A 13,958-nucleotide genomic window follows, 5' to 3' on the forward strand; every position below is an offset into this window, starting at 1 on the left:
TTTAACATAAATCAGTAGGTTGCATAGCGAGAGAGACATGAATCTGACGGTTACAGCCAGCATTGTGCACGAAATATATCAAGATCCAGACGGTAATTATGGCGTACGGTTTTCCCCTGCAACCTTGCAGAACGACCCTGAAGTGGTGACGCTACTTGCTGAACTATCAGAGGTTTACCAAGCGAAGCCAACCAAAGGGTACGCAAGCTTCGTCAGTGCTGACGACTCAGTCTATGCGGATGCTCGTGAGCGCGGCGAGGCGATTCCTGAGCCTGAATTCCCTAAGTTGCTGGCTCATTGGTTGACGGACGCCAATAGCTTTGTTGAACTATCGCAACAGGTTGCTCGTTTATTGCAGCAACAACTAAGCAACTATGCAGTTGGTGAAGCGGGCTTTTTGTTACTAGCGGACTATGAAGAAAGCGGCGACCGTTTTCTGTTAGTAGGCTACTTACCTGTGCGCGAAGGCGTCATGGTGCAACCCGACTTGAGTGTGCACAAAGCCGCGCAACTCGATGTTGGCAAAGTGCAACTGGCGGCGCGTATTAACTTGACCGAATATCAGGCTGAAGCGGATGATCTTTACTACGTTTCATTTTTGAAAGGCCGCACCGGTCGCAAAGCAGGTGAGTTCTTCTTGGATTTTCTTGGTTGTGTTGAACGCGTCAATGCAAAAGCGAGCACACAGCAGTTAGTCAATACGGTACAGGCCATGATTGCGGGTGCTGACCTTGAGCCAGAGCGTGCACAAGATGTTCGCAAAGAAGTCTATGAGTACTGCGGTGAGCAGTGGCAACAGGGCGAGCAGGTGCAGCTACAGTCATTGGATCAACGTTTAGTTGAGCAAGGTGCGCCGTCATTAAAAAGCTTCGCTCAGGAAAAAGGCTTGGATATGCCAGATGCATTTCCAGCCGACAAAGCAAGCTTGCGTTCATTAATGAAATTTCAAGGTCAAGGTGGTGGCTTGAGTGTTGCGTTTGAACAGAAACTACTTGGTGGCCGAGTTGAATATGACGTGCAAACAGATACTTTAACGATTGTTGGTACGCCGCCGAATTTGCGCGTTCAATTGCGTCGTTTTTATGGAATGAATGATTAAGGGTTACAGTTTTAGTTGTGCCAAATGGAAAAGCCGGTGTGCAAAACACACCGGCTGCAACCACTCATAGATACAACAAATGTTATGATTTGGTATCTGCTGAGTGGGGAACGATATGGATTGCGTGTAAACCTTTAGGACCTTCTTCGAGCTCAAAGTCGACTTCTTGTCCAGCTTTTAGCGTACGGTATCCTTCCATTTGAATGGTGGAGTAGTGGGCAAAGATATCACCACTGCGCTCCTCAGATTCAATAAAACCAAAACCTTTCGAGTTATTGAACCATTTGACTTTACCGGTAGCCATACATCTACTTCCTTCTTGCGTTTGTCGTTTTGTTATAATGGTCGTGGACGCACCTGTTATTATTGTTTGGGTGCCAGACTGATTTTAAGTGTGTTCAGACCCTTGAATTTAGGGTGCTTGAAATTCTGAACAATCAGTACCATTTGTTAATGTAGATAAGACCAAAAAATAGTCAAGCGTTTGTTGGTAAAATTATTACAATTTTTTAACGAATCATTCTGTAAAAAAATGACAGAGTGATAAAAATCTAGCTATAGTGAATAGGAATAAAGGTGTTTTTTAAGTCATGACTTGGTTTAGCGATTCAATTCCTGAGCATCATTTAGATGAGACAACAGACCTGAAACTGCAGCCTCCACGTATGTATCAGGTGATGTTAAACAATGATGACTTTACACCGATGGATTTTGTGATTGAGGTGCTCGTCCGGTTTTTCCGTCTTGATCAAGAAGCAGCCACGGAGGTTATGTTGCAAGTTCACCATCGAGGCAAGGCCGTTTGCGGGGTCTATTCTGCTGAAATTGCAGAAACGAAAGTGGTGCAGGTGAATCAGTATGCACGTGAACACCAACACCCATTGCTCTGTACCATGGAGCAAGTATGATTTGTGAAGTAAGGAGAGCAGTATGCTGAACAAAGCGCTCGAAATCTCGTTGAATGACGCCTTCCGCCTAGCACGTGAGCGTCACCATGAGCTCATGACCGTTGAACATTTACTTGTCGCCTTGCTCGACAATCCCGAGGCTGCAGACGCTTTACGCGCATGTGGCATCGATTTCGCTGCGCTCAAAAGTGATTTGCTCACGTACATTGACCGTTCGACGCCACGCTTCCCCGACGACGACCTTGGGGAAACTCAGCCAACACTCGGTTTTCAACGGGTATTACAACGAGCAGTTTTCCATGTGCAATCTTCTGGTAATTCTGAAGTTACGGGCGCCAACGTTTTAGTCGCGATTTTCAGCGAGCAAGAATCACAGGCTGTTTACTTATTGAATAAACATGAAGTGACACGGCTGGATGTGGTGAACTTTATTTCCCATGGTATCTCGCGCATCGAGGAAGAGAAAGGCGCACCGATTGATAGTCAAGAAGCGAGCTCTGATAACGAAGAGCAGAGCTTTCTTGCGCGCTTTTGTGTGAATTTAAATCAGCGCGCGGAAGCCGGTAAAATTGACCCGTTAATCGGTCGTGACATGGAGCTCGAGCGAACAGTACAAGTGCTTTGTCGTCGACGCAAGAATAACCCTTTGTTCGTCGGTGAAGCTGGCGTTGGTAAAACCGCTATTGCTGAGGGCTTAGCTTGGAAAATTGTCCAAGGCGACGTGCCAGAGGTGATGGCCGATGCGGTGATTTACAGCCTTGATATGGGCGGTTTATTGGCGGGCACAAAGTATCGTGGTGACTTTGAGAAACGCTTTAAAGCACTTTTAAAAGAAATCACCAGACAAACGCATGCCATTCTATTTATTGACGAGATTCATACGATAATCGGTGCTGGCTCTGCGTCTGGTGGTGTTATGGATGCGTCGAACCTGTTGAAACCCTTACTGTCGAGTGGTGAACTGAAATGTATTGGCTCAACGACCTATCAAGAATATAAGAATATTTTTGAGAAAGATCGTGCGCTCGTTCGGCGTTTCCAGAAAATTGACATTAGTGAGCCTTCAGTGGCGGACACCACGAGAATTTTACTCGGTCTTCGCGACAAATATGAGGCGCACCACGGTATTCGCTACACCCAACCTGCCATCCGGGCCGCGGCCGAACTGGCAGCAAAATATATCAATGACCGCCATTTACCGGACAAAGCCATTGATGTGCTGGACGAGGCGGGGGCAAGTCAACGATTGCTTCCAGCATCGAAGCGGAAGAAAACGATTGGTGTTAGTGATATTGAAGCCATTATTTCTCGTATTGCACGGATTCCAGCGCAATCGGTGTCACGCAATGATCAAAGCATGCTGAAGCAATTGGACCGTAACCTGAAAATGGTGGTATTTGGCCAAGATCAGGCCATCGATTCACTGGTTTCCGCAATTCGTCTGTCTCGTAGTGGTTTAGCAGCAGAACACAAGCCGGTCGGCTCGTTCTTGTTTGCTGGACCAACCGGTGTTGGTAAAACTGAGGTCACGCAGCAATTAGCCAAGGTCATGGGGGTTGAGTTACTGCGCTTTGATATGTCGGAATACATGGAGCGTCATGCAGTAAGCCGACTCATTGGCGCACCGCCAGGCTATGTCGGCTTCGAGCAGGGTGGCTTGCTCACCGATGCTGTCATTAAACACCCGTATAGTGTGGTGTTAATGGACGAGATTGAGAAAGCCCATAGTGACATTTTCAATATCCTGTTGCAGGTGATGGATAACGGCACGCTGACGGACAACAACGGCCGTAAAGCCGATTTCCGTAACGTTGTGTTGGTGATGACCACGAACGCTGGTGTGCGTGAAACCGAGCGTAAATCGATTGGTTTTCAACAGCAAGACCATCAGTTCGATGCGATGGCGGAAATTAATAAAGTGTTTACGCCGGAGTTCCGTAATCGTCTCGACGGCATTATCTGGTTTAATCACCTCAACACCGAAGTGATTTTGCAAGTGGTCGATAAATTTATCTGTGAGTTACAGGCTCAGCTCGATAAGAAGGGCGTTTCGCTCGAAGTTGAACAAGCTGCATTAAACTGGATAGCTGAGAAAGGCTACGACCGTGCGATGGGCGCACGACCGATGAGTCGGGTGATTCAGGAACAATTGAAGAAGCCACTAGCGAATGAAATCCTGTTTGGCTGTTTAAGCCAAGGTGGTAACGTTCGCGTGCGTCTCGACACCGAGTCGAATACCCTCGACTTTGTTTATGACAGTGCAAGTGAAGCGGTGACTTAACCGCCGCTTCGCAGGTGCAGTTCGACGCTGCGTTAGGCTCTTTTTATTGAATGATCAAAAAAACCCAGTGAAACGCGAATCGCGATACTGGGTTTTTTCGCATTTGCGTTAAAAATTAACGCGAACGGAAAACGATACGGCCTTTGGTTAGGTCATAAGGCGTGAGTTGGACGGTGACTTTGTCGCCAGTCAGGATACGGATATAGTTCTTACGCATTTTGCCTGAAATATGAGCAGTCACAACGTGACCGTTTTCAAGCTCGACGCGGAACATCGTATTTGGCAAGGTTTCTAAAATAGTACCTTGCATTTCAATGCTGTCTTCTTTCGCCATTAAATTCCTCTGTATTTTCTTTGGTCTGGCTGATTTAAAGCGCGGGGATTTTAACCCGATTTCAAGTTAATTGCCAACATTAGCTGCAAGCAATTGCTGTGGTTTCAGCAATTGCCCTGCAAATTCGAGCGTTTCTTGTCGGTTGAGTCGGTCTAAAAACTCTTTACGGGCGATAGAAACCGCCCCCATTTGCTGTAAAAACGGATTCATAATTTGGCAATCGATTTGTTTCACGCCAATTTGCTTGAGGTACTCAGAAAAGACCACTAATGCCACTTTTGATGCATTTGGTGCATGGCTGAACATACTTTCACCGCAAAATGTCTGTTTCGTCAGAACACCGTATAAGCCACCAACGAGTTGTTCTTGATGCCACACTTCTACTGAATGAGCGATGTGCAAATGATGCAAGCGAATGTATGCCCGCTGCATTTCTGGGGTAATCCAAACGCCGTTACCGGGGCCTCTCGGCGTTGTCGCACAATGATGAATCACGGCTGGAAAACTGCGATTGATGGTCACGGAATAAGGATTATTGCCAAGAAATTTGCGCAGTGAGCGATTCACACGAACGCCGTGAATAGGAATAACAGCGCGAGTTGAAGGAGACCACCAGAGAATCGGTTCGCCCGGGCTAAACCATGGAAAGATTCCGTGTTGGTAGGCGTTCATCAAGCGCTCGGGCGCGAGACAGCCGCCAATCGCGAGCAGACCATCGGGATCACGGTGCGCCAGTTCCACCGCGGGGAATGGACTAAGCGGGTCGCGTTCGAGAATGTGAAAGTATGGTGTACGTTCGTGGGTCATGGCGAAAAAAAGCGAAGTAGTGTGCTACTCCGCTTAGTCAGTCCTACTTTTCTGCTAAAGCGTCAAGGTAACGCTCTGCATCAAGGGCAGCCATACAGCCGGTGCCGGCAGAGGTAATCGCTTGGCGGTAAATGTGGTCAGACACATCACCTGCTGCAAACACGCCAGGAATAGACGTTTGGGTCGCGTTACCATTGGTTCCTGAATGAACTTTCAGATAACCGTTTTCCATGTCGAGCTGACCGGCAAACATTTGTGTGTTTGGCTGATGACCGATGGCGATAAAAACACCAGCGAGCTCTAATTCAGAGAGTTCGTCATTACGGGTGTCGCGAATACGAATACCGGTTACGCCCATGTTGTCGCCGAGTACTTCGTCGAGGGTTTTATACAAATGCAGTTTAACGTTGCCGCTTTCAGCTTTAGCCATCAGACGGTCAACAAGAATTTTCTCAGCCCGGAAGCTGTCACGGCGGTGAATCACGTGAACTTCTTCAGCGATATTAGACAAATATAGCGCTTCTTCAACAGCCGTATTACCACCGCCAACAACACAGACCTTTTGCCCACGATAGAAGAATCCGTCACAGGTTGCACAGGCGCTCACACCTTTACCTTTGAACGCTTCTTCAGACGGTAGGCCAAGATACTTCGCTGATGCCCCTGTAGCAATGATCAGAGCATCACAGGTGTACTCACCACTGTCACCTTTGAGGCGAAATGGCTTCTCGGTTAGTTCGACAGCATTAATGTGATCAAAAATGATTTCGGTATTGAAGCGCTCGGCATGTTGCTGCATGCGTACCATCAAATCTGGACCGGTCAAACCTTCTGGGTCACCTGGCCAGTTTTCGACATCGGTTGTGGTGGTTAATTGACCACCTTGCTGTAAACCCGTCACGAGAACTGGGTTTAAGTTTGCTCGAGCAGCATAAACCGCGGCCGTGTAACCGGCAGGGCCTGAACCAAGAATAAGTAGCTTGCAGTGTCTAGCGTCAGCCATGAAAAAGAAACTCCACTGTTTATCAACAGAAAAAAGGGTACACCTACGCGAAAATGGGGGTACCGAGGCTAAAATTCAACGCCCATTGTAGGGAGTTGTGCGCAGAGGGTAAAGAGCCGGCTAAAGCCGGCTCTTATTCGTTTGTCTCGCAGACCTTACAGCTTAATCGCTGAAAGCGGCTCTAAGTAATCTAAGCCAAGTTGCTTACCAAGGTCGTCATGAACCGCTTTGTAGGTGATGTAGCCCTTATGCATGTTCAGACCATTGCGCAAGTTGGCGTCGCTTTCCATTGCCGCCAACCCTTTGTTTGCCAGCGCAATACCATACGGTAACGTTGCGTTATTCAAGGCGATTGTCGAGGTACGAGCAACACCACCTGGCATATTCGCGACACAATAGTGCACGACGTCGTCAACGACGTAGGTTGGGTCTTGGTGAGTCGTCGCTTTTGAAGTTTCGAAACAACCACCTTGGTCAATCGCAACGTCAACGAGGACTGAACCCGGCTTCATGTTTTTGATGTGCTCACGGGTTAATAGTTTCGGTGCAGCAGCGCCTGGAATCAGGACTGCGCCGACAACTAAGTCCGCTTCGCGTGAATAGGCATCAATGGCATCAACAGTCGAATAGACAGTTTTGACGCGTCCCATGAAGATATCGTCCAATTCGCGTAAGCGTGGTAATGAACGATCAAGGATCGTGACATCAGCACCTAAACCAACAGCCATTTTTGCAGCTTGAGTGCCCACGACACCACCACCGATTACCAATACTTTTCCTGGTGCAACACCCGGAACACCACCGAGCAGGGTACCGCTGCCACCGTGCGCTTTCTCGAGGTTATGAGCGCCGGCTTGAATTGCCATGCGACCTGCAACTTCACTCATAGGCGCTAACAGTGGTAAACCACCGCGGTTGTCGGTGACGGTTTCATAAGCGATTGCTGAAACGCCAGCTTCTGCGAGTAAGCGCGTTTGCTCTGGATCGGGTGCCAAGTGCAAGTAAGTGTAGAGGATTTGACCTTCACGCAGCTGTTTACATTCGCCTGGCTGCGGCTCTTTTACTTTCACAATCATATCTGCGCTAGCGAAGATTTCTTCCGGTGTATCGACAATCCGAGCGCCTGCCGCTTCGTAATCTTCGTTGGTAAAGCCGATAGCAACACCGCCGTCGCGCTGAACCATGACTTGGTGACCGTGAGCAATATACTCACGCACGGCTGCTGGCGTTAAACCAATGCGATACTCATGGTTTTTAATTTCTTTTGGTACACCGATTAACATAATGAAAACCTCAAATTGCCGAAAAGCTGCAGTTTTTCTAGTGCCGCGAGGCGTTGCCAATTCAACCGCAGAGAACTAAATGTGCGGCAAAGTATAGCTTAAGAATTGCAGGCGTTACTGACTTTTTTGGTGGCTTAAAAAAGAATAAACGTCTACAATTTAAATAATCCATAGCATAAAGTATCGAAGAATCATGACTGAAGAAGCTAAACTAACTATCGATCGACTTGACCGGAAAATATTGCGAATTCTGCAAGATCGTGGGCGAATATCGAATGTCCAACTTGCCCGTGAAGTCGGCTTGAGTCCGACACCGTGTTTGGAAAGAGTTCGTAAACTTGAAAAAAATGGCGTTATAAAAGGGTATCATGCACGTATCGATCCCGATAAGTTGGGCTCACCGCTGCTGGTGTTCGTGGAAATCACACTCAGCAAAACGTCTTCCGATGTATTTGCTGAGTTTAGCGCCGCAGCGCGAAAAACCGATGAAATTCTCGAATGTCATTTGGTTTCCGGCGATTTTGATTTCCTTTTGAAAGCAAGGGTGGCAGATATGGCCGCTTATCGGAAGTTACTCGGAGAGACGCTATTGAATATGCCCGGTGTGAATGAAAGCCGAACTTACGTTGTTATGGAAGCTGTAAAGCAAGACAACAAAGTGGTTATAAAAGGCTAATTTGAGTGACTTTTCTACTTTGCGATGAACAATGATGTGTTATTCTCATTGGATAACAATAAACAATAAGATTGGAGCGTTATGACTGGTTTGCAGCGACTGCTCGAAGCAGGCTTAATTCTATGCGGCGCGTTGGCGATATTTCTGCTGACGGCTTTATTGACCTTTGATCCAGCCGATCCAAGCTGGTCACAAACCGGCTACACCCAAGAGATACAAAATACAGCGGGTGTCATCGGCGCGTGGTTTGCCGACATCTTATTATTTTGTTTTGGCGCATTAGCCTATTCAATTCCTTTCGTGGTTGTGGGCTTTGGCTATATTGTTTTTCATCGCCCGCGTCGTCTGCTGAGTGTTGACTACCTAACATTAGGGCTGCGAATCCTCGGGGTTCTGATGTTTCTTGTGGGGGCTACCGGTATTGCTGCCCTCAATTTTGCCGATATTTATTACTTTCCTGCTGGTGGTCTAGTTGGCAGTGTGGTCACTGCGGCCATGTTGCCATATTTCAATTTAGGCGGTACGACCTTATTACTGCTGACCTTTGTGCTTACCGGAATTACCTTAATTACTGGTTTATCCTGGATTCAAGTGGTTGAGAAATTGGGGGCCGGTGCAATTCAAGGCGCACTTTGGGTGGCTAAACCACTGCGCTCAAACGGTCACACCAAAGGTGCTCAGAAAGCCGCAGCGAAATCAGCGAAAGCAGGCTCGAATTCGGACAGTGGAGACTCGCGAGCACGACCTAAGCAGGAGACAAGTAGCGCTGGCAAGCATGACCTTACACATGCCACGAATAAAGCCTCTTGGTGGGGTAAAGTAACGGGTTTGTTTGCACGTAAAGAAAAGCCGGTTGTTGCCAAAGCTCGTCGTAGCGATGATGAAACGCCGCCGTGGGACGAGCTGCCAATTAGTGAACCGCACCTCGCTGACGAACTCGATGACTTGCCATCGCTGTCCACACGCGATGACTTTGATAACTTCTCCGATGCGGATTTGCTTGCAGATTTTGACGATGAACCAGAACCTGTGAGTGCGGCAGCGAAAACAGCTGTGGCAAAATCGTCTGCCGCCGCAGCGAAGCCGTCGGCAAGCAAAGCCGCACCAAGCAACAGCAATGTGCAAAACCAAGGCTCAAATGCGAAATGGGTGAGCGAGCTACCTTCGTTAGCGTTACTTGACCGCGCCCATAGTGCAACGAATCCGATTAGCCAAGCCGAGCTCGATGAAGTAAGTCGCACCGTTGAATCGGTACTGAAAGATTTTGGCGTCGATGTTCAGGTCGCAGGCGTGCAGCCGGGTCCGGTCGTCACGCGCTTCGAACTAGATTTAGCACCGGGCGTAAAAGTCAGTAAAATTTCTAACTTGTCGAAAGATATTGCCCGTTCACTGTCGGCGATTGCCGTGCGCGTGGTTGAAGTGATTCCGGGCAAGTCATATGTTGGCCTTGAACTGCCGAACAAACACCGCGAAATTGTGCGCCTGAGCGAAGTTCTCGAAAGCGAAAGCTTTGCTAAATCGGGTTCACCGTTAAGTATGGTGTTAGGTAAAGATATCGCGGGTAAACCGGTCACCGTTGACTTAGCAAAAATGCCGCACTTATTGGTCGCAGGGACCACAGGCTCAGGGAAGTCGGTTGGGATCAACGTCATGATTCTGAGCATGCTGTATAAGTCACAGCCAGAAGACGTGCGTATGATCATGATTGACCCGAAAATGCTCGAGTTATCTGTCTATGATGGCATCCCACACTTGTTGACTGAAGTCGTGACCGACATGAAAGACGCAGCAAATGCCTTGCGTTGGTGTGTTGGTGAAATGGAACGCCGTTATAAACTCATGTCGGCGCTCGGTGTTCGTAACTTGAAGGGCTACAACCAGAAAGTTGAGGACGCAATTGCCGCTGGCGAGCCGCTGCGCGACCCAATTTGGAAACCCGGTGATTCGATGGATCAACGTCCACCGGAACTAGGTAAACTGCCGTATATCGTTGTTGTCGTCGATGAACTTGCCGACATGATGATGATTGTTGGTAAAAAAGTTGAAGAATTGATTGCTCGCATTGCGCAGAAGGCTCGTGCAGCTGGGATTCACTTGATACTCGCAACACAGCGGCCGTCTGTCGATGTCATTACTGGTTTAATTAAGGCCAATATTCCGACTCGGATTTCCTTCCAAGTGTCGTCAAAAATTGATTCACGAACCATTCTCGACCAAAGTGGCGCAGAACATTTATTGGGGCAGGGTGACATGCTCTACATGCCGCCAGGTTCTGGAGTGCCGGTGCGTGTGCATGGGGCCTTTGTTGATGACCATGAAGTGCACGCTGTTGTTGCCGATTGGAAACAACGCGGCGCACCGCAGTATTTGGATGAGATTCTTAGTGGTGATCAAGGCGAAGAAGGGTTATTACCTGGCGAGAGCGGTGACGAAGACGGTGAGTCCGACCCGCTGTATGACGAAGCCGTCGCGTTTGTAACGGAAGCCGGACGGGTGTCGGTGTCGAGTATTCAACGTAAGTTCCGAATTGGCTACAATCGTGCAGCTCGGATTGTCGAACAAATGGAGATTTCTGGTGTCGTATCTGCAGCAGGGCACAATGGTGCTCGCGAAGTATTGGCGGCAAAACCACCGAGGGATTATTGATGTATCGGATTGTTAAATTACTTGTAGTTACCAGTTGTTTGGCGTTGAGTTGGAGTGCGGATGCGAATGCGGGGGACATTGCGACAGAGCCGTCAGCCGCAGAAAAGTTGCAAAGCCGTTTAGCGGATTTGCGCAGCCTGCAAGGGCAGTTCACGCAAGCGATTTACGAAGATGGCTATTTATTACAAGAGCTCGAAGGAGACTTCGTTCTTGAACGCCCAGCGCGCTTGCGTTGGGTAACTGCAGAACCCGAAGCGTCAGTGATGGTCGCTGATGGCGAAACGCTGTGGTATTACAACCCGTTCATTGAACAAGTCACGCTGTTCAAACAAGCTGAAGCGATGCAGTCAAATCCACTGTTGTTATTGCTGGAGAACGATCAACAGAATTGGCAGGCCTTCGATGTGTCATTGCACACCAACGCTGAACGCCAAACGTGGACCATTAAAGACGAACAAAGTGATTTCGGCGGTTCAATACTGGAGCTAGTGTTTAGTCTTAATAGTGCCAGTGAATTCGGCTTAACAGAATTGCGCCTGAAGGATGCACACGGACAAGAAAGTATTTTTCAGTTGTCCAACGTACGTTTTAATCAGACCGTGGCAGCAACTACGTTTGCGCTCGAGTTGCCAGACGGAACCGATATTGATGATCAACGTTAGTCGATAAGGTAAGAGTCTTGAATGATTTTATGCCGCTGGCTGCCCGCCTGCGGCCTCGAAACCTCGATGAGTATGTTGGCCAACAACATATTCTCGGCCCCGACAAGCCCTTGCGCAAAGCTCTTGCGCGAGGGCATTTGCATTCTATGGTCTTATGGGGACCACCCGGCACAGGGAAAACCACGCTAGCCGAATTAATGGCTGCGGCTGCCGATGCCCATGTCGAACGCGTTTCAGCTGTCACTTCGGGTGTGAAGGAAATTCGTGCTGCCATCGACGCAGCAAAAGCCCGCGCAGGTGATGGTTTATTTCGGCAAAAGACGCTCTTATTTGTCGATGAGGTGCATCGGTTCAACAAGAGCCAGCAGGACGCATTTCTCCCCCATATTGAAGACGGCACAGTCATCTTTGTTGGTGCAACGACTGAGAATCCCGGATTCGCACTGAATAACGCGTTATTGTCACGAGCGCGTACCTATCGTCTACAAGCGCTAACGGAAGCAGACCTTGAACAATTAATCACACAAGCATTAACCGACAATGAACGCGGTTTAGGACAGCGCCAACTGCGCTTAAGCCCAGCAGCTAAGCAAGCGTTATTACAAGCTGCCGCGGGAGACGCACGACGGTTATTGAACAGCTTAGAAATCGCTGCTGATTTTGTTGCTGATGGCGACGAAATTGATCCTGACACTGTGATTGCTGCGACCGGTCAAACAAGTACCGCCTTCGATAACAAAGGTGATCTGTATTACGATTTACTTTCTGCATTTCATAAGTCGGTACGAGGTTCGTCGCCAGATGGTGCCTTGTACTGGTACTGTCGAATTTTAGCTGGCGGCGGCGATCCGCTGATTGTCGCACGGCGGTTATTGGCCATTGCTTCCGAAGATATTGGTAATGCTGACCCACGGGCTTTGCAAATCGCCCTAAACGCCTGGGACACGTACCATCGAGTCGGTCCAGCTGAGGGCGAGCGAGCAATTGCCCAAGCGACCTTGTATTGCGCTAGTGCAGCGAAAAGTAATGCGGTCTACCGGGCATTTAATAGCATGTTGCAATTGGCTAAAGAGGGGCCGTCTTATGCGGTGCCCGAGCACTTGCGTAATGCGCCAACGACGGTTCACAAGCAGGAAGGATTTGGTGCTGATTATCGTTACGCTCACGATTACGAAAATGCGTATGTTGCTGGCGAAGCCTATTTACCACCAGAGCTCGCAGAACAACGCTTTTATCAACCCGAAGCACGTGGGTTAGAAATCAAAATTAAAGAAAAGCTCGAGTTTTTAGAGCAAACGAATGCCAGCAGTGCTTGGCAACGTTATAAGAAATAATAAAAGCTCGCGTGCTGCGGCGAAGAGAATGCGCACTGCACGTACGTCCAAGCAGAATATGTCGACCTTAGGATATATCGATTTATGAGTTGGATACTTGTTGCCCTTGGCGGTGCACTTGGCTCCGTTTTGCGCTTTTGGCTGACTCGGCTATCGGCGTGGCGTTGCGGCACGAGCATGTATGGTACCTTGTTGGTGAACGTACTCGGTGCGCTGCTACTCGGGGTCGTCATGGTTGCCCTCAGTTTTAACCTTGACGAGTTCGAGCTAGCCGGTTCTGCACGTCATTATTTTTCTTTTTTCGAAGTTGGGTTCCTCGGTGGCTTTACGACCTTTGCGACCTTTGCCTTGGAACTGAGAACCTTGCTGCAGTCACGCTTCTGGGTTGCAATGAGCTACCTCATTAGCTCGGTGTTACTAACAGTCATCGGACTTATTCTTGGCTATATCATTGGCGGGGTTTGGTTCTATGGCTAACTTTTCCATGCGTTCGGGTTTTATATTCTGGCGTTTCACTTTGGCCGTTGCTATTGGTGGCGCACTCGGTGCGGTATTGCGTGAAGCTAGCGGGCAGTTGTTTCTGTTGGCGAGCCGCGAAGAAAATCAATTTGTTTATTTCACTTTTGCCACGCTGACCGTTAACATATTAGGCAGTTTTGGTTTGGGTTTGGTGGTGGCTAAACGCGGCTTAACCGAAGAACGCTTGAGTATCAAGATGGAAACAGGGTTTCTATTTCTTTCGGCCGGTGTGTTTAGCGCACTGACTAGCTTTTCTGCGTTTACCTATCAGATTATGAATGTATGGGTTGAGTTTCAGGCAATCTATAGCTTGGTTTATATCGCCGGGTCGATTATTTTCGGTCTGCTGGCCGTCGGCTGTGGCTTTTGGTTTTATCGTTGGCGAACAGGTTCGCCGACCGCTTAA

Annotated in this window: 14 protein-coding genes; 9 read left to right on the plus strand and 5 right to left on the minus strand. The window is 48.6% G+C overall.

What is annotated here, in order from left to right; genetic code table 11:
• Positions 1-37 precede the first annotated feature (37 nt).
• Positions 38-1,099: a nucleoid-associated protein gene (locus CWE06_RS01775; RefSeq protein WP_126790589.1), complete on the plus strand. Its 1,062-nt coding sequence runs from the start codon at positions 38-40 to the stop codon at positions 1,097-1,099.
• A gap of 82 nt (positions 1,100-1,181) precedes the next feature.
• Here CWE06_RS01775 and cspD read toward each other — a convergent pair whose 3' ends face one another.
• Positions 1,182-1,403 carry a cold shock domain-containing protein CspD gene (gene cspD, locus CWE06_RS01780; RefSeq protein WP_126790590.1) on the minus strand — a complete coding sequence of 74 codons (222 nt, stop codon included), beginning with the start codon at positions 1,401-1,403 and terminating at the stop codon, positions 1,182-1,184.
• 286 nt (positions 1,404-1,689) lie between these two features.
• Between cspD and clpS the strand changes: the two genes are divergently transcribed.
• Positions 1,690-2,007, plus strand: coding sequence for an ATP-dependent Clp protease adapter ClpS (gene clpS, locus CWE06_RS01785; RefSeq protein WP_126790591.1), 318 nt, complete (start codon positions 1,690-1,692; stop codon positions 2,005-2,007).
• Between the two features lie 22 nt (positions 2,008-2,029).
• Positions 2,030-4,288: an ATP-dependent Clp protease ATP-binding subunit ClpA gene (clpA, locus tag CWE06_RS01790; protein WP_126790592.1), complete on the plus strand. Its 2,259-nt coding sequence runs from the start codon at positions 2,030-2,032 to the stop codon at positions 4,286-4,288.
• A 115-nt stretch (positions 4,289-4,403) separates the two neighbouring features.
• Here clpA and infA read toward each other — a convergent pair whose 3' ends face one another.
• The 4 genes from infA to ald form a co-directional block, all read right to left on the minus strand.
• A complete protein-coding gene (gene infA, locus CWE06_RS01795) occupies positions 4,404-4,622 on the minus strand; it encodes a translation initiation factor IF-1 (protein WP_126775755.1) in 219 nt (72 codons plus the stop codon).
• Between the two features lie 66 nt (positions 4,623-4,688).
• On the minus strand, positions 4,689-5,429 hold the full coding sequence (aat, locus tag CWE06_RS01800; protein WP_126790593.1) for a leucyl/phenylalanyl-tRNA--protein transferase: 741 nt from the start codon (positions 5,427-5,429) through the stop codon (positions 4,689-4,691).
• Between the two features lie 43 nt (positions 5,430-5,472).
• The gene (gene trxB, locus CWE06_RS01805) at positions 5,473-6,432 is read right to left on the minus strand and encodes a thioredoxin-disulfide reductase (RefSeq protein WP_126790594.1); all 960 of its coding nucleotides are present in this window, start codon (positions 6,430-6,432) and stop codon (positions 5,473-5,475) included.
• 155 nt (positions 6,433-6,587) lie between these two features.
• A complete protein-coding gene (ald, locus tag CWE06_RS01810) occupies positions 6,588-7,715 on the minus strand; it encodes an alanine dehydrogenase (protein WP_126790595.1) in 1,128 nt (375 codons plus the stop codon).
• Positions 7,716-7,908: 193 nt separating this feature from the next.
• On the opposite strand from ald, the gene lrp reads away from it, so the two are divergent.
• The 6 genes from lrp to CWE06_RS01840 all read left to right on the plus strand — a co-directional run bounded on the left by lrp (position 7,909) and on the right by CWE06_RS01840 (position 13,958).
• Positions 7,909-8,391: a leucine-responsive transcriptional regulator Lrp gene (gene lrp / locus CWE06_RS01815; RefSeq protein ID WP_126790596.1), complete on the plus strand. Its 483-nt coding sequence runs from the start codon at positions 7,909-7,911 to the stop codon at positions 8,389-8,391.
• A gap of 81 nt (positions 8,392-8,472) precedes the next feature.
• On the plus strand, positions 8,473-11,037 hold the full coding sequence (locus CWE06_RS01820; protein WP_126790603.1) for a DNA translocase FtsK: 2,565 nt from the start codon (positions 8,473-8,475) through the stop codon (positions 11,035-11,037).
• Complete coding sequence (lolA, locus tag CWE06_RS01825; protein WP_126790605.1) at positions 11,037-11,699, plus strand: outer membrane lipoprotein periplasmic chaperone LolA; 663 nt, start codon at positions 11,037-11,039, stop codon at positions 11,697-11,699. The genes CWE06_RS01820 and lolA overlap by 1 nt, the downstream gene beginning before the upstream one ends.
• A gap of 29 nt (positions 11,700-11,728) precedes the next feature.
• A complete protein-coding gene (locus tag CWE06_RS01830) occupies positions 11,729-13,033 on the plus strand; it encodes a replication-associated recombination protein A (protein WP_126791501.1) in 1,305 nt (434 codons plus the stop codon).
• A gap of 84 nt (positions 13,034-13,117) precedes the next feature.
• On the plus strand, positions 13,118-13,510 hold the full coding sequence (locus tag CWE06_RS01835) for a fluoride efflux transporter FluC (RefSeq protein ID WP_126790607.1): 393 nt from the start codon (positions 13,118-13,120) through the stop codon (positions 13,508-13,510).
• The gene (locus CWE06_RS01840) at positions 13,503-13,958 is read left to right on the plus strand and encodes a fluoride efflux transporter FluC (protein ID WP_126790609.1); all 456 of its coding nucleotides are present in this window, start codon (positions 13,503-13,505) and stop codon (positions 13,956-13,958) included. Before CWE06_RS01835 ends, CWE06_RS01840 begins: the two co-directional genes overlap by 8 nt.

This window comes from Aliidiomarina haloalkalitolerans (genome assembly GCF_003987315.1).
Lineage (GTDB): Bacteria > Pseudomonadota > Gammaproteobacteria > Enterobacterales > Alteromonadaceae > Aliidiomarina > Aliidiomarina haloalkalitolerans.